Consider the following 21641-nt stretch of genomic DNA (forward strand, 5'->3'; position numbering starts at 1 on the left):
CGATGGTGCAAGCGCCTCTCAGGTGCACGGACCGNCCGTAGCCGCGCAAATCGGCGAAGGCGTAGGTGTAACGCTTTCCGTCCAGATAGGGCCGCATGGGCGCGTATGTGCTGGCGTCGCCCAGCCAGTCATGCAGAACCAACACGGGTTCCGGCCCCGTGCCGTGCAGCGTCACGCCCAGGATGTCAGCGGTCATTTCGAATTCCTTTTCAAGGCTGCGGGAAAGCCAAAAAGGAAACGCCCTCCCGGCGGACCGGAAGGGCGTTCGAAATTAGGGCAAGTCCTATCACATGCCGGCGGGAAGTCAAATCACACCAGTGGCATTTGGCGATCGACAATGATCATCGACAAGGCATTACTCCCGGTGCCCAATCCCGGGAGGCCATCCAGCGGCGCCTATGGCCGGGTCCCATCGCTGGGAACCCGGGGAGGGGGAGCGCCACCGGCCGCCGGCCGGGAGGGGTGGTGTCTGTTCCGTGCGGGACCGCAGGGAGGATGGGGCCCGGCCGGTGAAGCCGGGCCCGGGCCGTCAGCCCGCCTGCTTCACCCGCATGTACCACTCGACCAGCCGGCGCACCTGACGCTCGGTATAGCCGCGATCCACCATGCGCTCGACGAATTCGTGGTGCTTCTTCTCCGTCTCGCCATCCTTCTTGCTGCCGAAGCTGATGACCGGCAGCAACTCTTCCACCTGACTGAACATACGCCGTTCTATGACCAACCGCAGCTTCTCATAAGAGGTCCAGCTGGGATTGCGGCCGGCGTTGGCCGCCCGCGCCCGCAGCACGAACTTCACCACCTCGTTACGGAAGTCTTTGGGGTTGGCGATGCCCGCCGGCTTCTCGATTTTGGTCAGCTCCTGGTTCAGCAGGTCCCGGTTCATCAACTGGCCGGTGTCGGGATCCTTGAAGTCCTGATCCTCGATCCAGGCGTCGGCGTAGTCGACATAGCGATCGAACAGGTTCTGGCCGTAATCGTGGTAAGACTCCAGGTAGGCCTTCTGGATCTCGTAGCCAATGAACTCGGCGTAACGCGGCGCCAGGTCGGCCTTGATGAACTCCAGGTAGCGCTTCTCCGTCTCGTCGGGGAACTGCTCGCGGCGGATGGCCTGCTCCAGCACATACATCAGGTGCACCGGGTCGGCCGCCACCTCCACCGTGTCGTAGTTGAAGGTGCTGGCCAGCACCTTGAAGGCGAAGCGGGTGGAAATGCCGTTCATGCCCTCGTCCACGCCGGCGGCGTCCTTGTATTCCTGCAGGGTGCGGGCCTTGGGGTCCGTCTCCTTCAGGCTTTCGCCGTCATAGACGCGCATCTTGGAGAAGAGGTTGGAGTTCTCGTGCTCCCGCAGGCGGGACAGCACGGTGAAGCGGGCCAGCATCTCCATGGTGCCGGGGGCGCAGGGGGACTTGGCCAGTTCCGACCCGCCGATCAGCTTCTCATAGATGCGCTGTTCTTCCGTCACGCGCAGGCTGTACGGGACCTTGACCACGCAGATGCGGTCGATGAAGGCCTCGTTGTTCTTGTTGTTCTTGAAGCTCTGCCACTCCGCCTCGTTGGAGTGCGCCATGATGACGCCGGTGAAGGGCAGGGCGCCGATGTTCTCCGTGCCGATGTAGTTGCCCTCCTGCGTCGCGGTCAGCAGGGGGTGCAGCATCTTGATGGGCGCCTTGAACATCTCGACGAATTCCAGCAGGCCCTGGTTCGCCCGGTTCAGGCCGCCGGAATAGCTGTAGGCGTCGGGGTCGTTCTGCTGGAACATCTCCAGCTTGCGGATGTCGACCTTGCCCACCAGGGAGGAGATGTCCTGGTTGTTCTCGTCGCCCGGCTCGGTCTTGGAGATGGCGATCTGGCGCAGGCGCGAGGGGCGGACCTTCACCACCCTGAAACGGGTGATGTCGCCCGCGAACTCATCCAGGCGCTTGATGGCCCAGGGGCTGACCAGGCCGGTCAGGCGGCGGCGGGGAATGCCGTAGCGCTCCTCCAGCGCCTCGCCCATGGTGGTGGGGTCGAACAGGCCCAGGGGGCTTTCGAACACCGGGCTCAGTTGGTCGCCGGCCTTCAGCACATAGATGGGCTGGTCCTCCATCAAGGCCTTCAGGCGCTCGGCCAAGGAGGACTTGCCGCCGCCGACGGGACCCAGCAGGTAGAGGATCTGTTTACGCTCCTCCAGCCCCTGGGCGGCGTGGCGGAAGAATCCGACGATGCGCTCGATCGTCTCTTCCATGCCGTAGAACTCGGCGAAGGCGGGATAGATCTTGATGGTGCGGTTCATGAACACGCGGGACAGGCGGCTGTCCTTGGCGGTGTCCACCACCTCCGGCTCGCCGATGGCGGCCAGCAGGCGCTCCGGCGCGCTGGCATACATCATCGGGTCGTCACGGCACCCCTCGAGATATTCCTGCAAGGACATCGCCACCTCGCGGCGCGCCTCGTAGCTTTGGGCGAAGGTGGTGAACAGATCGGTCGACTTCGGCATGGGCTCACCCTTTCATAAGGATCACGCCTGTGAGGCAACTCGAACGGCGGTCCCTTATCCTGCGCGGGACCGCGACGGCTCTCCCTAACCCCCGTTCAAACGGCCCTCCGCCCAAACGGGGTACCAACCTCGTGACTGACGTTCAGAGAGGCAAGTTCCGTACCAGAATCCCCATCCATGCCGGATTCGGCCGCCAGAACCTTGACCTTCCATCTGTCGTCTGTCGTTCTCCCTGCACCCGTATGCCTTGGGTCTGACTTAGATATTGGTGGGCGATTGCGACGGAAATAGGGGCAATCGGGGATTTTTTGAGTAATAACCAGACGTTGTGATGGCAGGGCCGGGTGCTCGCCCCTCATCCCTTCCACCTATTACGGAGCGCCGGCCAGTGATCTGGGCAGCCCTGTCCGCTTATCCCACGGGCCCATCCGGCGGCGCCCGATGCCACGCTTCCCTCCGCCGAATGGCCTAAGCCCGGGGCATTCCCCGCGACTGGCATGCCGGCGGTATCATTATGCGTATTCCCTGCGGATAGGGTGACGCCGCAGCCGTCACCAAAGGGTTAACTTTGTGCGAGGGAATACATGTTTTTGGCCGTGTCGGCCCATCATGCATGGGACCGGTCGGCAGGTCCTGGACCCGGCCCCTAAATGTCGCAACACCCCAATAAGGGTGGGTGGCCGGCTATAGGTAGATGCTAAACCACCATCCAGGCCTAGCGCTAGTCCCCCTGTCCTTAAGATCGACGATTTCCGGAACTGATGCGGCCGTTGCCCTTTCCGTGGGCGGCTGCCGCCCCGGTAGGCACTATCCTGATGGACGGTGCCGGGGCGGGAGGTATCAAGGGCGTGACGGCGCCGTCTTCCGCTCTGCGGGCACACCCTCCGGCACCACCACGGCGTCCGGAGGTATGGTCAGGGGCGGGCGGGTGCGGGGCGGTGGGGCCACGTGCACGATGTCCTTGCGATAGGGCGCCAGCATGGCCAGCAGGCGGTTCTGGGCGGCAAAGGGGATGCTGCGCTTGTCCATGACGTTTTGCAGTTCCTGCACCAGGGCATTGAACTCCCGATCACCGATGCCGTAGCGCGCGTGGGCCATGGCCATGTCCATGCCCGTGTAGGCGCAGGGACCGCCCAATAGGGCGCAGAATTGGCTCGCCAGCTCGGCCTTGATGCGGGTGCGATTGGCGTTGGCGAAATAGGGATGCAGGTCGGGATTGCGCATCATCGCATCCATGTAGTCGTCCATCAGGGCGACCAGGCCGGGCTGGCCGCCGAAGGTCTGGTACAGGTCGGGCGACGGGCCTGGTGCGCAGCCGGCCAGGGGGTTGGTGAGCGTGAGCACCAGCAACAGGGCGGGAAGGCGGCGGGCGGCCATGGCTCAGAACCCCGCTTGCAGGGAGAGATAGACGGCATTCTGCCGCGCGGGCGTGACCACCCGGCCCAGGTTCACATAGGCCAGGGTGAAGGCCAGGTTGCGGGTCGGCAGCCAGGCGACGAAGGCGTCGTACCAGTCGTCCTCTGGCGCCAGGACGGGGTTGGCGCGGGCGAGCGTGTTGGGCTTCATGCGGTATTCCACGCCGGCCACCAGGGTGCGGCTCAGCAGCAACGCCGCGCTGCCTTCCAACTCGGCATGATAGCCATCGTCGGCCCCACCGAAGCCCAGCAGGCCGGTCTGGTTGGCCTTGGTCAGGCGCACGGTGCCGCTCAGCAGCAGGCTCCGCGCAAGCAAGATCTTGGTGGCGCTGGCATAGAGGTCGACGCCGTCGCCGCTGCGGGCGCCCAGAGCCTTCACCAGGGTGCCCCGATTGTTGGATTTGTATTGGGCGCCCAGCGCCACCTGGGGCATCCAGCTGTCCTGGTCATAGACGGCGTCGCCGGCCACCCGCACCTTGACGCCGACGACCGTGTTGGTGAAGGCGTAGCCGTCGCCCAGGCCCAGGGCGCCGCCGATGGCTTGGGTGTCGAAACGGTTCTGGGCGATGGACAGTTCCACCCGGTCCCACAGTCCGATCAGGGCGCCATAGGCGTTCATGCCGTAATCGTGGGTGCGCACGGCGGTGAAGAAGGCGGTGGCCCCCACCTCCTCCCGCGTGCCGCCGCCGCCGATGACGGCCCAGGGCGTCAGGCCGCCCCCCGCCGCCCCCTCCACCTGCGTGACGCCGCCGGTGGCGATCAGCTTGCCGCTGAAGGTCGCGCCCTCGGGGCGGCTGACGGTAGCGGCGGCGGCCGGCTGGCAAGGGAGGAGGTGGAGGGCCAGCGCCAGCAGGGGGGCGCCCGCCCATGCCCTGACGCGGCAGGCCCGCCACAGTTTGAAATACCGCCCCACAACACCCCCATCAGTCCGTACCGCATCCGCCGGCCTGGGCAGGCCGGCGGCGCGAGGGTAGATGGCGGCCCCGGCCGCTTGGTCAAGGCGGCCCTATGCGGAATGCGGGGGTGAAGGGCGGTGTCCTCAGCGCTGCTTGGTGCCGAACAGGTTCTCGCGCGTCTTGTCGTCCATGGCTTGGCCAGCGGGGCGAACCTTGTCCTTCAGCAGCTCCAGGCCACGCTGCACGGCCGGGCGCGCGGCGATGGCGTCGATCCAGCGCCGCACATGGGGGAAGTCGGCCAGGTCGATCCCATAACGGTCATGCAGGCGTAGCCAGGGGAATGTCGCCATGTCGGCGATGCCGTAGTCGCCTGCCAGGTATTCCGTCTTGGCCAACTGGGTGTTGGCGACGCGGATCAGGCGTCGGGCCTCGTTGGTGTAGCGGTCGATGCCGTACTGGATACGCTCGGGCGCGTAGTGCTGGAAATGGCCGGCTTGACCGAACATGGGGCCGACGCCGCCCATCTGCCACATCAGCCATTGCACATGGCCGTACCAGGCGGCGGGGTCGGCCGGGCGGAACCGTCCGGTCTTTTCGGCCAGGTAGATCAGGATGGCGCCGGATTCGAACAGCGACAGCGACTGGCCGTTGGGGCCGTCCGGGTCGACGATGGCGGGCATGCGGTTGTTGGGACTGATGGCCAGGAAGTCCGGCTTGAACTGGTCGCCGGCGCCGATGTCCACCGGGTGGACCGTGTAGGGCAGGCCCATCTCCTCCAGCGCGATGGAGATCTTGTGGCCGTTGGGCGTGGGCCAGGCGTAGAGGTCGATGGCTTTCGGATCGGTCACGGACATGGGGCGTGGGCTTTCTCTGGGACGGCTGAGGCGGGGCCGGCCGCACTGGGCCGGCGCCGGGAGACGATCGGGGAATGAACAACGGGCCGCTGCGGCTTTCGTCACAGCGGCCCGTAATCCCGGTCACCCGCCGGCAAGGCGGGGGCCAGAGTAAACCCGCGCGCAAGGCCGGGGCGTTCGCAACGTCGGCTTTGCCCGCAGGGCGGAAAGGTGCGCCCTCTGCCCCACAGCTCTCAGAAGCCGCCGGCCACGTAAACGCGCATGCTCTCCACCTCACTGGTGGCTTCGGCCAAGCGGTGCTTCACTACGTCGCCAATGCTGATGAAGCCGACCAACCGGCCATGCTCCATCACCGGCATGTGGCGGAACCGGCCTTCCGTCATGCGTGTCATGATGGTGGAGACGCTGTCACCCGGGCTGCAGGCCACGACCTTGCGGGTCATCAGCTCCGACACGCTCTGGTTCAGCACGGCGGGGCCGTGGGTCGCCAGGCCGCGCACGATGTCGCGTTCCGAGATGATGCCGGCCACGCCGCCCGCCGGCTCCAGCACCAGCACGGCGCCGATGCGGTGGGCCGCCAGCAGGGCCGCCACCGTCTCGATGGTGTCGCCCGGCTTGGCGCTGATGATGCTGGTGCTGTCCTTGTGTTTCAGGATACCGGAAACATGCATAGGCGCTTCTCCCGTTCATCACGGGGTACGCGGGGCGGGATTGTCGCCCGATAACCAGCCTTCCCAAGGGCCGGTCTTCCGCGTGCCCAGTGGATCGATGTCAAGGAAACCAGCGCCGGCTTCTATCGGCCGGTAACGGCCCCCTCCGGAAGCGGGCCATCGACGGCAGCCCCTCCTTCCAGCGTCCATGAAACGTCATGTTGCGCCGCGTCCGCAATGGAACAAACGGAGACAGCCCGGGCAAAGCCACGGGCCTTAAGCATAGGTCGGAGGTGCGGAGAAGGCACGGGGCGGCCGACCCCTGGCCAGCCAGGGATCGTTCCGGTCACGAACCATTTGCTTCGTGCCAGTGGCATTTGATCGTGACCGTTCAAATGCCCCCTTAGGCGCCGGGCGGCGGACATCCGTCCGCCTTGGCTGATCCTCGCTTTCCAGTCCGCTCCGCTCCCCGGAAAGCTCCGGCGCCCGCCGTCGCGGGCTACAGCGCCACGAGCCTACCGTCTCGTACCGCTGTTAGCGCGCGTGGTCGCCCACGCCGGTGGCCGCGGCCGCCGTGGGGGCCGGACCCTGGTGCGGCACCAGCGGCAGGCAGTTCTGCACGATGGCGTAGCACTGCGACAGGCGGCCGGCCGGGCTGTCGGTGGAGCTGCCGTAGACCAGCTGCTGCACCACCCCGTTCTTCAGGGTGAAGGTGGCGTTGCAGTTGCGGGCCGACACCTCGGTGTTGCCGAAGTCCGCACCGCCCCAATAGCCACGGTGCCACGGGCCGCCACCGAAGCCGCCCCAGTAGGACGGGCCCATGCGGGTCTGCAGGCTGTCGCTGGAATAGGTGTAGTATTCGGTGTTGTCGACCGCCGTCTGGCGGGTGGGCACGCCGGCGCAGGACAGCAGGGTCTGCTTGGGCATGCCGATCAGGGCGCGCTGGGCATACGCCGCCTGGTCGGCGTCGGGGTTGGCGGCACAGCCGGCGACGGCCAATAGGCCAAGCGCCATCAGGCCCAAGGAACGGTAACGCATTTCAGTCTCCCTCACGCTTCCGGTTCGGTCGCTGCCGCCGGATGAACAAGCCCCAACCGCCAGGACCCTGCCCCAGGGCCCTTCCCCTTTAAGATAGTGCAGCACGGGGTTTCCCGCCAGGGCCGGCCTGAACCGGTTAATGCGCCAGATGTCGCGGGGACGGGGGATAAAGGGGCTTATACCAGTGGCATTTGATCGTGACCACTCAAACGCCCCTCATGCGCCGGGCGGCGGACATCCGTCCGCCTTGGCTGATCCTCGCTTTCCAGTCCGCTCCGCTCCCCGGAAAGCTCCGGCGCCCGCAGTCGCGGGCTACAGCGGCACGAGATATATCTCGTGCCGCTGGTATTATTCCGCCGCCTGAAGCTCTTCCGCGGTGGCCAAGTCCACGGACACCAGTTGCGACACGCCGCGCTCCGCCATGGTGACGCCGAACAGGCGGTCCATGCGGGACATGGTCAGGCGGTGGTGGCTGATGATCAGGAAACGGGTGTGGCCCGCCCGCGCCATCTCCTCCACCAGGTCGCAGAAGCGGCCGACGTTGGCCTCGTCCAGCGGCGCGTCCACCTCGTCCAGCACGCAGATGGGGGCGGGGTTGCACAGGAACACGGCGAACAGCAGGGCGATGGCCGTCAGCGCCTGCTCCCCACCCGACAGCAGCGACAGGATTTGCAGCTTCTTGCCCGGCGGGCTGGCGTAGATCTCCAACCCGGCGTCCAGCGGATCCTCTGTGTCGGTCAGCTTCAGCTGGGCGCGACCGCCGCCGAACAGCTGGGTGAACATCTCCTGGAAATGGCCGTCGACCTTGTGGAAGGCGGCCAGCAGCCGCTCCCGCGCCTCCTTGTTCAGGCCGGAGATCCCCTGGCGCAGGCGGGCGATGGCGGACACCAGATCCTCCCGCTCCGTCTTCATGACGGTGATCTGCTCATCCAGTTCCTGCACCTCCTGCTCGGCGCGCAGGTTGACGGGGCCCATGTTGTCGCGCTCGGATTCCAGGCGGCCCAGGCGCTGTTCCACCGCGTGGGCTTCGGGCAGGGGCTCGCCCTCGTCCAGGCCCGCCAGGGCCAGCACCTGGTCCGGCGGGCAATCCAGCCGTTCGGCGATGCGTTCCTTCACCGTTTCCAGGTGCTGCTGGGCGGAGCCCACGGCGGCCTCGGCATGGGCGCGGGCCTCGCGGGCGTCGGCCAGGCCGTTCTCCGCCTCCTTCAGGGTGCGTTCGGCCGCCGTCAGCTGGCCCTCGGCCTCCGCCAGGTCGTCGCCCGCGCGGGCGCGCACCCGTTGCGCTTCATGGATCAGGTCGGCCAGGGTCAGCCGCTCTTCCTCGATCTCCGCCGGGCGTTCAGCCAGGCGTTCCCGTTCCTCGCGGGTTTCTTCCGCGCGCTCGGTCAGTTCGGCCAGGCGGCCGCCGGTGCCGTCGCGGCGCTGCCGCCAGGACGTCTCCTCATGGGTGATGCCATCCAGCCGGCGGTGGCGGTCTTCCGCCTCGCGCAGCAGGCGGTCCAGGGCGTTCTGCGTCTCCGCCTGGCTGCCGCGCGCCTCCACCAGGCGCAGGCGGGTCTCGGCGATCTGCTCCCGGCCTTCGCCCGGCGGTGGCAGTTCCTCCAGCGTGGCGCGGGCTTCGGCCCAGCGCTCCCGCAGGTCTTCCTGGTCGGCGGCCATCTGGTCCAGGCTTTCCGCCAAGGCGGCCAGGCGGCTGGCCACGGCGGCGGCGGCCTGGGCCACGCGGGCGTGGGCGGCGCGGGCGTCGGCGACGGCGCGGAAGGCGCCGCTGACGGCGTCGCGGGCGGCGCGGTCCTTGGAGGATGCCTGGTCCACGGCCCGCAGCGCCAGGGTCACGCGCTCCTCCGCCGCGTCCTTGACCGCCTCATGCGCGGCGCGGGCCTCGGCCACGATGGCGTCGGCCTCCGCGATCTCCTGCGTCAGCTCTGACAGGCGGTTGCGCTGGCGCAGGCGCTCGGCGGCGGCGGTGGGGGTGCCGGCGGCGATGCAGTGCCCGTCCCACCGCCAGGCGGCGCCCTCGCGGGTCACCAGGATCTGGCCGGGGGCCAAATCCGGCGCCAGGCGGGCGCCGGTGGCGCTGTCGGCCACGATGCCGACATGGGCCAGGCAGCGGTCCAGGGCGGCTGGCGCCTTCACCCGGGCGCCCAGCGGTTCCGCGCCGGCGGGAAGCGCGGCCACCTGGGCCAGGGCGGGGAGGGCGCGCCAATGCACCGGTGCCGCCTCATCCAGGGGGGCGGTCAGGGCGTCGCCCAGGGCGGCGGCCAGCGCCTGCTCGTACCCCTTGGCCACGGTCAGGGCGTCCACCAGCGGCGGGAACAGGTCGCCGGCCCCCGCCTTCAGCAGGCGGGTGATGGCGTCGGCCTCCGCCACCAGGCGGGCGCGGTCGCCCTCGGCGCGCTGCAGCGCGTCCCGGGCGGCCGCCTGCTCCTGGGTGCCCAGCGCGCGGGCGGCGTTGGCCGCCTGCTCGGCCGTGGCCTTGGCGGCCTCCGCCTCCTCCGCCGTGGCCTTGGCCAGTTCCAGGCGTTCTTCCGCCAGGTGGATGGCTTCCTCGGCCTCGGCCACGTCGTCGCGGGCGGCCTGCTGGCGCTCCAGCTCGGCCTTCTGGGCCTGGTGTTCCTCGATGCGGCGATGGATGGTGGCGACGCGCTGCTCCAGATCCTGCGCCTGGCGCTGGATCTGGCCGCGCTTGGCCTCGTCGGCGGCCAGGCGTTCGGTGGCGGCGGCCAGTTCGGCATCCAGTGCCGCCACGGCGTCGCGTATCTCCTCCAGCTTGGCCTGCGCCATCTCCTGGTTTTCGGACTCGTCGGCTTGGGCGTCGGCGATGGCCTGGCGCTCCTCCGCCAGGCGGGCCAGGGCGCGGTCGGCGTCGGCGGCCAGGTCCTTTTCGCGGGCGAGGTCCCCCTCGATCTGGGCCAGGCGGCGTTGCAGGGCGGCCAGGGCCTCGGTGGCGCGGCGCTCTTCCGCGTCCAGCTGCTCACGCGCCACCAGCAGGCGCTGCAGGGCGGCGGCGGCCTCCGCCTCCGCCTGGCGCTTCGGCGGCAGGCTGGCGGCCAGATCGGTGCGCCGGGTGGTGGCCTGCGTCACGGCCAGCATCAGGCCGCGCACCGCCTCCTCCGCCGTATCGAATCCGCCGCGCGCCTGCATCACCTGGGCGGTGGCGGTGGTCCAGCGCAGATGCAGCAGCAGCGCCTCCGCCCGGCGGATGTGATCGGAGATGCTGCGGTAGCGGGCGGCCTGGCGGGCCTGCTTGCGCAGGTTCTGCAGCTGCGCGTCCATGGTGACGACCACGTCGTCCAGGCGCGTCAGGTTGGTTTCCGCCGCCTTCAGCTTCAGCTCCGCCTCATGCCGGCGGGAATGCAGGCCGGTGATGCCCGCCGCCTCCTCCAGTAACTGGCGGCGGTCGCCCGGCTTGGCGTTGATCAGGGCGCCGACGCGGCCCTGGCTGACCAACGCTGGCGAATGGGCGCCCGAGGCGTTGTCGGCCAGCAGCAGCTGCACGTCGCGGGCGCGGGCGGGCCGGCCGTTGATGCGGTAGTCGGAGCCGGAGCCGCGCTCCAGCTTGCGGCTGATCTCCATCTCCGTCTGGTCCGACTCGGGTTTCACGCCCGGGGTGCCGGCGGTCAGGTTGGGGTTGTCCAGATGCAGGACGACTTCGCACAGGTTGCGTGCCGGTCGGGTGGCCGTGCCGCCGAAGATGACGTCGTCCATGTCCTCGCCGCGCATCTTCTTGGCCGAGGTCTCGCCCATGGCCCAGCGCAGCGCCTCCACCAGGTTGGACTTGCCGCAACCGTTGGGGCCGACGATGCCGGTCATCCCGGGCTCGATCACAAGCTCGGTATGGTCCACGAAGGACTTGAAGCCGGAAATGCGAAGCTTGGTGAATTGCACGGGGATTTACTTCTTAGCCGGCGTGGGCGTCTTGGGGGCCTTGGCGCCCGCCTTGACCAGGGCGGCGGCCAGCGTGTCATAGCTGTCGGGGCCGGCGATGCGGCCGACCTCCTTGCCGTCCTTGCGGATGATGACGGTGGGCGTCTTGTCGATGTTCGCCTCGGTCGCCTCCTGGCTGCTCTTGGCGACATAGTCCTGCAGGGGCCGGCTGTTGACGCAGGCGTCATAGGCGGGGGCCGACAGGCCCACCATGGCCATCATGTCCTTCAATCCCGCCTCCGGATCCTTGGCGCCCAGCCACTGCGCCTGGGTGCTGAACAGCAGGCTACGGGCATCGCCGTAACGGGCCACCGGCAGGCAGCGGGTGGCCAGGTGGGCCATATAGCCCACGCGGTTGGTGGGCGTGTCGTGGAAGACGAACAGGACTTGGCCGGTGTCGATGAACTCCGCCTTCAGGCGGGGCAGCATCGTTTCCTCGAAATGGGCGCAGTGCGGGCAGGAGAGGGAGGCGTACTCCTCAATCACCACCGGGGCGTCGGCCTTGCCCAGCGTGCGGGGCGCGGTGGCCGCCGCCACGTCGACGTTGGAACCACCCGGGGCCGGCGCGGCACCCAGCGTCGCCGCCTGGGCGAACGCCGCGACGGGCGTCAGCAGGGGCATCAAGCCCAGCGCGGCCACGGCCGCCCAGGCCCCCAAACGCATGCCATGCCGCCCCATCATCCCCTCCGTCTTCCCCGTGCCAAACGGCCCCGGGAACCCGCCCGCCCCGCCGGGCCGGTTCCCCCGTGTCCGGCCCTACTTGCCCGCCGGCCGCTTGGCGCCGGCCTTCACCAGCGCGTCGACCAGCTGGCTGTACTCACGCAGGCTGTCGATCTTCTCCACCGTGGTGTCGCCCTTCTTCACGAAGAAGGTCGGCGTGCCGTCCACGCCCAGCTTCTGCGAGGCGTCCAGGCGGCTCTGGGTGATAAAGTCCTGCAGCGGGCGGTTGCTCAGGCAGGCGGTGAACAGCGCGTCCGTCATGCCGCCCAGGCGCAGGGTCTGCTGCAGGGCCTTGAGCGGGTCGTCGGCATGCTCCCACGTCTGCTGGTTCTTGAAGATCAGGGCCTTGGCCGCGCTGTAGCGGTCGGCCGGCAGGCAGCGGGCGGCCATCTCGGCCGCGAAGGCCAGCTGGTCCAGGGGGAAGTCGTGGAACACCAGCTGCACCTGACCGGTGTCGATGAAGTCGGCCTTCAGCTGTGGCAGGAAGGCTTCCTCGAAGTGGGCGCAATGCGGGCAGGTGAACGAGGCGTATTCCTCCAGCACGATGGGCGCCTTGGGGTTGCCCAGGATGCGGGGGGCGGTGGCCGCGGCGACATCGATGGTCACGCCGCCGGGGGCGGCGGGCGCCGCCGTCTGGGCGGCGGCGCCACCGGCGGTCATCAGGCCGGCCACGGCACCGGCGGCCACCAGGACGGCCGCCAGGGAATTACGCAGATATAGGTTCACCTTAGTCCTCCGATACCAACTGTAGTGACTATAGGGGGCGGTGCCGGGGGCCGGCAAGCCGCCTCCAAGGGCTATCGCTTCGGGCGTCCCGTCGATGGGGCGGCATTCAATGGGCCAGGCTTTTCTGTCGCGATGATGGCACGGCCCAGGCTGGCCAGGGCCTCGCGCAGGTCACCGTCTTCCACGGCCGCCGTCTGGCTTTCCAGCGCCGCCGCCTCGCCCGCCGACAGGCGGCGGGGCACCGGCGCCGGCCGGTCACGGCGGCGGTTGGTGGCGGGCGGGGCGTGCAGCAGCTTCAGCCGCGCCACGGCGCGGAAGCCGAAGAAGCCGTTCAGCCGCTGCAGGATTTGCGGCTCCTCATGCTGGATGAACAGCGCCGCCGGCCCAGCCACGCCCAGGTGCAGCACGGCGTTGTCCTGCCGGCCCTTGGGGAACTGCAGCTTCAGCGGCAGGGCGACGCTGGCCAGGCGCTGGCCCACGATGGCGTCCCACTCGGCCAGCAACGTGGCGAAGGCGGGGCCGTGCGGGCCCAACGCCTTGCCGGCGATGGCGTTCAGGTGGCGGCCGATGGGACGGGGGCCGGGCATGGGGCGTGGTGGACCTTGAAACAGTTGCGGGGCCGGCGTATCCGCTGGGTCGGGACCCGGGAAGATCGCCGCCGGGGACAGTTGAACCATGCCGCAGGGGGCTTTGACCATACAATGATCGTCGCAGGCGCGTCCTCTTCTCCGGGTTCCGATCTGCCCGCCCCCCGTCCCGCCGACCTGCTGGCTTGGTACGACGCCCATCGCCGCCAGCTGCCCTGGCGCTCCGCCCCGGGGGCGACGGCCGATCCCTACCATGTCTGGCTATCGGAGATCATGCTGCAGCAGACGACCGTGGCCACCGTCGGCCCCTATTTCCAGCGCTTCCTGGCCCGCTGGCCCACGGTGAAGGCCCTGGCGGCGGCGGAGCTGGATGAGGTGCTGAAGGAATGGGCGGGCCTGGGCTACTACGCCCGCGCCCGCAACCTGCACGCCTGCGCCAAGGCGGTGGTGGACCGGCACGGCGGCCGTTTCCCGGCGGAGGAGGCCGAACTGCTGGACCTGCCCGGCATCGGCGCCTACACCGCCGCCGCCATCGGCGCCATCGCCTTCGACCGGCCGCCACGGCCATGGATGGCAATGTGGAGCGGGTGATGGCCCGCGTTTTCGCCGTGACGGAGCCGCTGCCGGGATCCAACCCCCGGCTGAAGGCGCTGGCGGCCGCCCTGGTGCCGGCGAAGCGGCCGGGCGACTACACCCAGGCGCTGTTCGACCTGGGCGCCACCCTGTGCAGTCCCCGCACGCCCCGCTGCGTGCTGTGCCCCTGGCGGGACGCGTGCCGGGGCCGGCGCGACGGGCTGGCGGAATTCCTGCCGCGCAAAGCGGAAAAGGCGGCCAAGCCCACCCGCCGGGGTGTGGCCTTCTGGCTGACCAACGCCCAGGGCCAAGTGCTGCTGCGCCGCCGGCCCGAATCGGGCCTGCTGGGCGGGATGATGGAGGTGCCGTCCAGCGCCTGGGAGCCGGGGGCGGAACTGGCCTATACCCGCGCGCTGCGCTGGGCCCCGGCGCCGGCCGATTGGCGGCGCGTGGCGGGCATCGTCCGCCATACATTCACCCATTTTCACCTGGAACTTACCGTCGTTCGCGGCCACCTGGATGACGATGGGGCGGCGGTGGAGGGCGTGTGGTGCGCCCCCGCCGATTTCCATGACCAGGCCCTGCCCACCGTCATGCGCAAGGTCGTCGCCTGGGCGCTGTCGGCGGACGGGGACTGAGCCCCCGCCGGTGGCACCCGCGTTCTCCTTGGGACTGCAGGCATATGGGAAAAGACGTGAGCAAGGGTGGCCAGGTGGGACGCGCGCCCACGCGGCGGGCGCTGCTGGCCAGCATGACGGCCGCCTTGGCGGCCCCGGCGGTGGCGACCGGGGCGTGGGCCAGGCCGGCCGGCACACCCGTGGACCTAGCGCTGGTGATGGCGGTCGACAGCTCGGCCAGCATTTCGCAGGTCATGCTGGACTTCCAGTTGCGCGGCCACGCTGCCGCCTTCCGCGACAAGGCGGTGCACCAGGCGCTGACGGGTGGGCCGAAGGGCAAGGTGGCGGTCCAGCTGGCGCTGTTCTCCGGCCCCGGCACCCTGACTTCCTTGGTGCCGTGGACCCTACTGGGTTCCACCCAGGACGCGCTGGCCCTGGCCGACCGCATCGACGCGGCGCCCGGTGTCGCCATGGGCGGCAACACGGCGCTGGGCGATTGCATCGTCCAGGCGGTGCACCAGCTGGACACCTGCCCCTACAGCGCCGACCGGCGCACCATCGACCTGGTCAGCAACGGTTTCAACAACGGCGGCCTGGACCCCCGGTCCGCCCGGGCGCATGCCCAGGCCGCCGGCGTGGGCGTGAACGGCCTGGTCATCCTGGATGAATACGACTGGCTGGAACCCTACTACCGCGACAACGTGGTGGCCGGGGAGGACGCCTTCGTCATCGCCGCCGCCAACCGCCACGCCTTCGCCGACGCCTTCCTGGCCAAGCTGGTGCGGGAGGTGGTGTAGTCTCGCCCCCCAGGATGGCGCATGGGCGCGTTCCGGGATGGTCCTGTTCAAAACAAGAACGGGAGGGGCCTTGACCCCTCCCGTTCATCGTTCCGGCCTGACGGCCGATGCTTACTGCTGCTTGCGCGGGCCGGCGGCTGGGCGGGGCCCCTGGGCCGGCGCCTGCCGCTGGCCTTCCGGCGGCGGCGGCTCGTTCGCCTTCTTGCGCAGCACGCCGGCGATGGCGTTGCCGGAATTGTCGGCGACGGCCTTCAACGCGATCGGGGCCTCATGCGAGATGATGAACAGCTGCCGGTCCTTGGTCAGGTACAGGATGAGGTTGGCGTAGAACTCACCCTTGTCCGTCTTGCAGTTGGCGGAGCCTGTCTGCAGGTCTATTTGCAGAAGCTTCTCCAGCTTGCCCTTGGTCGGGGTGTAGGTGCCCTGGCAGGCCTTGGACAGGCTGTCCAGGTAGCTCTGCGTCACCTTCTCCAGATCACCGGCCTCGGGCTTCAGGCCCACGGAGCGGAGGGAGCCGATGACGTCCTTCTGGATGGCCCAGGCGAAGTCGCCCGGCCGGTCTTGCGGCGCCATCTTGTCGACGGGCAGGGGATGCGCGTCCTTCAGGCCGGCTTCCATCAACAGGGCGGCGAAGGCTGGCGGGATGGCGGGCGGCGGGGCGGGTAGCTGCAGCTTGCCGGCCACGGCCTGGTCGACGCAGGCGTTCAGGTCCTTGAACGCCTTGGTCCCGCCCTTCAGGACGAAGCCCAGCGTGTCCTGCCCGGCCGAGATCTCCAGCTTGTTTCCGGCGGCCAGCGCCTTGACGAAGTTGGCGTCGGCCGGGTCCAGCGAGGTCATGATGGCGTTGGGCTGGATGACCTGGCCGGGCCGGGTCTGTTGCAGCTTGCCATCCAGCTTTAGCGTCAGGCTGACGTTCTGGCCGGGCGGCATGTTGGCGCCGGGCAGGCCCAGCACCATGTTGTAAATCTTGGGCGGCAGCTTGCGCGCCTGCTGCTCGGCCTGCGGCACGGGCAGGGCCAGGAAAACCAGGGCCAGGCCGTTATCGAAACCGGCCTGCGCCTCGCACAGCTTGAAACTGCCGTCGGTGAAGACCTGGGGGGCGATCTGCCAGTTGCCGGTGACGGTGCCCGTCTTCGAGGGCCCGCCGGGGGCTGCGGGAGCGGAGGCGGCCGGCCCCTGCGCTGCGGGCGCCTGGCGCGGGCCGGCGCTGGGGCCGACGGCGGGGCCAACCGCTGGGCCGGCGGCCGGCGCGCTGGGGGCCGGGGCCTGCTGGGGGGCGGCGACGCTGGAACCCGAGCTGATGGTGCCCGGCAGGATCAGGCCGCCGCTGTCAGAACCGCCGGCCGGGGGTTGGCTTTCCGTCGGCTGGGGCGTGGTCTGGGCAAGGGCGGTGCCGGCCAGGACCAGGGCGGTACCGGCGGCAAGCAGACGGGCGGTGAATCGGGACACGGGGCTACGTCTATCCTAAATGAAACCCATGGGTGCGACGGGACCCTAGGGCACGTCATGGCATCATTCAAGGGGCATGCGCGCTCCCGCCGCAGGCCTGTCCATGCGGGCTGCCCGGAAGAGTGTCCGGCCGCGGGGCCGGTGGCCACATGCTTGCCACATTTCTCCAATTCTACTCCGCACTTAACAGGCTTTCCTCTGGAAATGCCGTTGCGTGCCCATTATAAGAAACGATCACATTTGGCGCGCGAACGTTTGGGGGCAAACGATGCGTTTCGCAGCCGCGTTAGTGGTTCTGATGGTATCCGCGCCGATGCTGGCGCACGAGCGTCTGGATGCGGAAGACGTCGGCCGGTACATAACCGCGGCCGAGGCTCTTGTCGCGTCCACGCCCCGTGGCGGGCAACCGGCTTTCGTCCTTCTGGCCCATCCCGGGCCTGAGGGTAAGGCTCTGCTGGCCAAGTACGGCTTCGATGAGCGGCACTGGCGGCAAATGACCCAGCGGGTTCTGGCCGCCCGCCAGGCGGCGCGCGCCGCCGAGGATCCGGGGGAAAAGGGCGCGGCCGCCCAGAAGCTGGCGTCCACCGCCAGCCTCAGCGCCTTCGACCGGCAGGAGATGGCGGCCCTGGTCCGCTGGACGGAGCATGACCGCGCCGCCCTGAACCAGGAAACCAAGGAAGACCGTGCCGTGGTGGCGCCTTTCTTCGAACGGCTGGACCGCCTGGACGCCGGCCGGGTGCGGCCCCTCGGCCGCTGACCCAAGCCGGACGCTGATCCAGGCGGGATGCTGACCCTGGCCGGCTGTGGGCCCTTTCCGCCGCCTTTCCACCTGCGGTCTATGCGCCCATGCGCGCGGCCCCTCTCGCCCCCGCGAGATAAACACCCTATATAGGGGCCGTGGGCGTGCCGCCGTCCGGCCCCATGGGATCTCCATGGGGGGATATCCATTGGGCGGGTCGGTGGCTTCAAGCCTTTGCTTAGAGCAGATCGCGTAAAGGCGGAATCGCCTTGCAGCGTGAATCTGCTCGCGGACAGACTCAGCTAGAGCCGGCTGTGGTTCCGATTAAACGCAGCCGGCTCTAGGATCAGTGTACGCGATGACGGACTATCGGCTGGAGGCCGTGACGGTGGATCAGATACCGGCGGCTGGCCCCGGGGCGCCGCCCTCTCCCCCTTCGCCCGCCTCTCCCTCCGCCGCAACCCCGCCCAACCAGATCCGGGGCGTGAAGCGCTATCTGAACAGCTTCTTCAAGGACCATGCCTTCATCCGCATGATCTACAAGAACATGTTCAAGATTTCGCCGCGGCTTTACCGCTCCAGCCAGCCGACGCCGCGCCATATCGGCCAGGCCGCCCGCCTGGGCGTGCGCACCATCATCAATCTCCGCGGCCGGCGCGACAATTGCGGCTCCTGGGTGCTGGAGGATGAGGCCTGCGCCCGCCATGGCCTGACCTTGGTGAACTTCGCCGTCAATTCGCGCGACGCGCCCAAGAAGCACATCCTGCACCAGGCGCGGGAGATATGGCGTGATGCCCAGTATCCGGTGCTGATGCATTGCAAGGCCGGGTCGGACCGCGTCGGTTTCATGAGCGTGCTGTACCTGTTCGTGCACGAGGGCGTGCCGCTGGAAACGGCGCTGGGCCAGCTCAGCCCCAAATACGGTCACCTCCGCCACGCCAAGACCGGCATCCTGGACCATTTTTTCGAGACCTTCCTGGCCTACGCCAAGGAGCGGGGCATCGAACCGGACGTGGGCGCCTTCTACACCTGGGTGGACGATGTCTACGACCCACCCGCGTTCAAGAAGACCTTCATGACGCGCTGGTGGGCCAGCGTGCTGGCGGACAAGGTGCTGCGCCGGGAGTGACCCCGGCGCCGCCCGCCTCTTCCTTCACCTCACTTCAAACAGGACGCTGCCGTGTGCCGGCAGCGTGACGTTTAAGCTGTCCCCGGTGGTCAAGGCCTTGCCTTCCCACAAGTCGTGGGCGGTGTGGGTGCCCGTGCCCAGGCCCAGCTTTCCCCAGGGCGCCGTCAGAGACGCCGGCTTGTCATCCAGGTTGAACACCCCCAGATAGCGCTGCCCCCCGGGACCGGTCGCCCGCCAGACGCGGGCGTTCCCGAACCCGGCCGGCAACTCGGTCACGGGTTGGCTATCCGTGGCCGTCTGGTTCACCTGGATCACGGCGCGGTTGGTGATCAGCGCGCGGGTGGCGTCGTCCAGCTTGGTCAGGTTGGCGCCCAGAATCAGGGGTGAACGGGCGATGGCCCAGAGGCTGACCAGGGTGCGCTGCTCATCCGCCGTCAGGCGCGAGGCGCGGGCCTCGCCCCAGCCCGGATAGGGCGCCAGCGTGCCGATGGGCAGCATGTCCGCATCCGGCCAGCGGCCGTGCCCGGTGTGCGCCGCCCAGCCGGGCAGGCGGTCGAACAGGTCGCGCACGCCATAGGGGAAGTCATCGCCCGGCTTCTGGTGGGGGAAGGTCCAGCCGTCCCACACGTCGTTGGTGATGCGCCACATCTGGCCGTAGCGGGCGATCTCCTCCGCGTGGGACAGGTTGGTGGGACCGGGTGACAGGCTCAGCACGATGGGCCGGCCCGTCTTGGCGATGGCGCTGCTGATCTGCCTGATCTCGCTGGCCTTGTAGGGATGATCGGCGATGCAGTCGACCTTCAGGAAATCCAGGCCCCAGCGCGCATACTGCGCCATCATCGAGTCGTAGTAGGCTTGGCCGGCGGGCGTGTCGCGTACGCCATAATTGCCGTCGTCCCACGGGCAGGTATCGGCCTGGTCCGCCACGTCGGCGGCATGGAAGGGGGAACCCGCGACGGGCAGGTTGCCCTCGACCGCCTGCTTGGGGATGCCGCGCACGATGTGCAGGCCGAACTTCAGCCCCTGGGCGTGCACCCAGTCGGCCAGCGGCTTGAAGCCCTGGCCGTCCGTGGCGGAGGGGAAGCGGGCCGGCACCGGGGTCAGCAGCCCGTTGCCATCCAGCAGGTACTTCCGATCCGCCAGCGTCTTGCCGAAGGGGTCGGCCATGTACCAGCCCTCGTCCACCACGGCGTAGGTCCAGCCGTATGGCTTCAGCGTGGCCAGGACGCTGGCGTTGGCCTTGAAATCGGCCTCGTCGATGGTGAAGCCATAAGCGTCCCAGCTGTTCCACCCCATTGGTGGGGTGGGGGCGGGGGACGCCGCCAGAGCGGTGCCACCGGCCAGCACGGGGGCCAGCAGGGTGGGTAATAAGGTTGCGATACGCAGCCAACGCCGCATGGGTGCTCTCCCTCTCCATATTGTTAGCGATAACAGTACGGAAAAGTGGCGCTCCCGCAACGGTTCAGAACGGATTTGTCAGACTAATGCAGAGTCGGCGGTCGTCCGTCCTCGTCCTCATAGGCACTGGCGTCCTCGAACGCGGCGGCGGAGGAGATGGGCGTGGCCTGGTGGTGCGTCATCCGCCAGCCGGCCACGGTGCGGACGAACAGGTTGGTCACCACCAGGGCCGTGTTGGCCACGAACTCCTCGCACACCACCCAGCCGACATCGCCGCAGACGCTGACCTGCTCGCCCTGGTGGCGGATGCCGGGCGAACGCGGGTTGCCCAGCAGCTCCCGCCAGCTGCGCATCACCTGATCGCGCCCATGCAAGGCGGGCCAGCCGGGATGGACGCAGCGCACCTCGCCCTGGAACCACAGCGCCTCCATGCCCGCCACGTCGCGGTCGGCGAAGGCCTGGAAAAAGCGCCGGTTGGCGGCCAGCACGGCCTGGACGTCGCTGTCGCCCCGGGCGGCATCGCCCTGGACCTCGTCGCCTTCGCTGGTGTCGGTTTCCGGTGCCTGGGATGAAAGCGCTTGGGTCTTCACCATTGCGTCCCCTGTTGACGGCAATCCAGCCGGCCTCCCCAATGCCGAGCCGGGTTCATCATAACGCCACATACGGGATCGAGTCTCGAGTCGCCGGTTTGGTCACGGAATTGTGCCCGAATGGCATCATCGGCCCTGGAACGAAAGGGGCGGCCGGTTGCCCGGCCGCCCCACGGTCGTACTGATGTCCCCGCCAGCCCCCTCATTCCGCCGGAGCGGGGGAGGCCTCGGTGCCGCCGCTCTTGGGCAGGGCGTTCAGGGTGCTGATGAACAGCGCCGCGATGTAGGGGAAGGACTGGACGACCAGCATGGTGGCCCAGACATAGGCGTCGCGGTTGTCCCCGCCCTTCAGCAGGGCGATGGCGGCGGCGGCCAGCCACAGGCCCAGCATCAAGGCCACTTCCTCGCGGGCATGGAGGAAGCCCTGGATCAGCGCCGGCTGGTCCTCGCACTTGGGCGTGCGCACGAAGGGGCGGCCGCTGGTGAACAGGCCCACCCACACGGCGCGGCCCACGGTGTGGGTCAGGGCCATGCCGGCGACGGCGGCGCCCAGCTTGTCGATGAAGCGGCATTTCACCCGCTCCCCATACAGCCACAGGCCGCACAGCACCTTGAAGAAGAAGACGCTGAGCGTGGGCAGGATGAAGACGGTGGGCGGGAACTCGATCCACTGCGGCAGCAGCAGCAGGCCCAGGGACCAGATGATGCCGCCGATGACGAAGCCCATATGGGCGGCGTCGGCGAACCAGGGCAGCCAGCCGGTGACGAAGTGGTATTTCTGGCCGGTGGTCAGCTTGGTGCCGCCCGGCATCATCTCCCGCCAGTGGCGCTTCAGGATCTGCACGGCACCATAGGCCCAGCGGAAACGCTGGGTCTTGTAGCCGGCGAAGCTGTCCGGCACCAGCCCCTGGCCGAAGCTGTCGGGCATGTAGACCGCCTCCAGCTTCTCCTCGAACAGGCGCAAGCCCAGCTCCGAATCCTCGCAGATGCACCATTCGGCCCAGCGGCCCACCCCGTCAGCGCGCTCTTGCGCAACAGGGTCATGGTGCCGTGCTGGATG

Annotated in this window: 18 protein-coding genes and 1 pseudogene; 4 read left to right on the plus strand and 15 right to left on the minus strand. The window is 68.8% G+C overall.

Annotation, left to right across the window (positions count from 1 at the left end; genetic code table 11):
* The 11 genes from I55_RS38340 to I55_RS09950 form a co-directional block, all read right to left on the minus strand.
* Positions 1–196 (minus strand): alpha/beta fold hydrolase (locus I55_RS38340; RefSeq protein WP_044560372.1); only part of this gene is annotated, 196 nt, incomplete at its 3' end.
* A gap of 333 nt (positions 197–529) precedes the next feature.
* Positions 530–2476 (minus strand): PrkA family serine protein kinase, encoded by a 1947-nt coding sequence (locus I55_RS09905; protein ID WP_044560373.1) that lies wholly within the window; start codon positions 2474–2476, stop codon positions 530–532.
* Positions 2477–3316: 840 nt separating this feature from the next.
* Positions 3317–3853: a group 1 truncated hemoglobin gene (locus I55_RS32935; RefSeq protein ID WP_049973998.1), complete on the minus strand. Its 537-nt coding sequence runs from the start codon at positions 3851–3853 to the stop codon at positions 3317–3319.
* 3 nt (positions 3854–3856) lie between these two features.
* Positions 3857–4804, minus strand: a complete 948-nt coding sequence (locus I55_RS09915; RefSeq protein ID WP_199902540.1) for a DUF3034 family protein — start codon at positions 4802–4804, stop codon at positions 3857–3859.
* 126 nt (positions 4805–4930) lie between these two features.
* The gene (locus I55_RS09920; protein WP_044560375.1) at positions 4931–5641 is read right to left on the minus strand and encodes a glutathione S-transferase N-terminal domain-containing protein; all 711 of its coding nucleotides are present in this window, start codon (positions 5639–5641) and stop codon (positions 4931–4933) included.
* A gap of 233 nt (positions 5642–5874) precedes the next feature.
* The gene (locus I55_RS09925; protein ID WP_044560376.1) at positions 5875–6312 is read right to left on the minus strand and encodes a CBS domain-containing protein; all 438 of its coding nucleotides are present in this window, start codon (positions 6310–6312) and stop codon (positions 5875–5877) included.
* 513 nt (positions 6313–6825) lie between these two features.
* Complete coding sequence (locus tag I55_RS09930; protein WP_044560377.1) at positions 6826–7329, minus strand: hypothetical protein; 504 nt, start codon at positions 7327–7329, stop codon at positions 6826–6828.
* A 348-nt stretch (positions 7330–7677) separates the two neighbouring features.
* Positions 7678–11217: a chromosome segregation protein SMC gene (gene smc / locus I55_RS09935; protein WP_044560378.1), complete on the minus strand. Its 3540-nt coding sequence runs from the start codon at positions 11215–11217 to the stop codon at positions 7678–7680.
* Positions 11218–11223: 6 nt separating this feature from the next.
* Complete coding sequence (locus I55_RS09940; RefSeq protein ID WP_044560379.1) at positions 11224–11919, minus strand: thioredoxin domain-containing protein; 696 nt, start codon at positions 11917–11919, stop codon at positions 11224–11226.
* Between the two features lie 93 nt (positions 11920–12012).
* Positions 12013–12702, minus strand: coding sequence for a thioredoxin domain-containing protein (locus I55_RS09945; RefSeq protein WP_044560380.1), 690 nt, complete (start codon positions 12700–12702; stop codon positions 12013–12015).
* Positions 12703–12773: 71 nt separating this feature from the next.
* A complete protein-coding gene (locus I55_RS09950; RefSeq protein ID WP_044560381.1) occupies positions 12774–13289 on the minus strand; it encodes a DUF721 domain-containing protein in 516 nt (171 codons plus the stop codon).
* Positions 13290–13403: 114 nt separating this feature from the next.
* On the opposite strand from I55_RS09950, the pseudogene mutY reads away from it, so the two are divergent.
* Together mutY and I55_RS09960 are read left to right on the plus strand one after the other, a co-directional pair.
* Positions 13404–14500, plus strand: a pseudogene (mutY, locus tag I55_RS09955) (A/G-specific adenine glycosylase).
* 56 nt (positions 14501–14556) lie between these two features.
* The gene (locus tag I55_RS09960) at positions 14557–15276 is read left to right on the plus strand and encodes a DUF1194 domain-containing protein (protein WP_049973999.1); all 720 of its coding nucleotides are present in this window, start codon (positions 14557–14559) and stop codon (positions 15274–15276) included.
* A gap of 111 nt (positions 15277–15387) precedes the next feature.
* On the opposite strand, the gene I55_RS09965 is transcribed toward I55_RS09960, so the two are convergent.
* Positions 15388–16725, minus strand: coding sequence for a hypothetical protein (locus tag I55_RS09965; protein WP_044560383.1), 1338 nt, complete (start codon positions 16723–16725; stop codon positions 15388–15390).
* Between the two features lie 313 nt (positions 16726–17038).
* Here I55_RS09965 and I55_RS09970 point away from each other — a divergent pair, with 313 nt between their 5' ends.
* A complete protein-coding gene (locus I55_RS09970) occupies positions 17039–17482 on the plus strand; it encodes a hypothetical protein (protein WP_044560384.1) in 444 nt (147 codons plus the stop codon).
* A 340-nt stretch (positions 17483–17822) separates the two neighbouring features.
* The gene (locus I55_RS09975) at positions 17823–18593 is read left to right on the plus strand and encodes a tyrosine-protein phosphatase (protein WP_083900990.1); all 771 of its coding nucleotides are present in this window, start codon (positions 17823–17825) and stop codon (positions 18591–18593) included.
* Positions 18594–18617: 24 nt separating this feature from the next.
* On the opposite strand, the gene I55_RS09980 is transcribed toward I55_RS09975, so the two are convergent.
* The 3 genes from I55_RS09980 to I55_RS09990 form a co-directional block, all read right to left on the minus strand.
* Positions 18618–19991: a glycoside hydrolase family 27 protein gene (locus I55_RS09980; protein ID WP_044560385.1), complete on the minus strand. Its 1374-nt coding sequence runs from the start codon at positions 19989–19991 to the stop codon at positions 18618–18620.
* Between the two features lie 83 nt (positions 19992–20074).
* On the minus strand, positions 20075–20584 hold the full coding sequence (locus I55_RS09985; RefSeq protein ID WP_049974000.1) for a nuclear transport factor 2 family protein: 510 nt from the start codon (positions 20582–20584) through the stop codon (positions 20075–20077).
* A 199-nt stretch (positions 20585–20783) separates the two neighbouring features.
* Positions 20784–21641: glycosyltransferase (locus I55_RS09990; protein WP_286364296.1), on the minus strand; the 858-nt coding region annotated here is incomplete at its 5' end.

It is taken from the genome of Azospirillum sp. B4, from assembly GCF_000333275.1.
Taxonomy (GTDB): Bacteria; Pseudomonadota; Alphaproteobacteria; order Azospirillales; family Azospirillaceae; genus Nitrospirillum.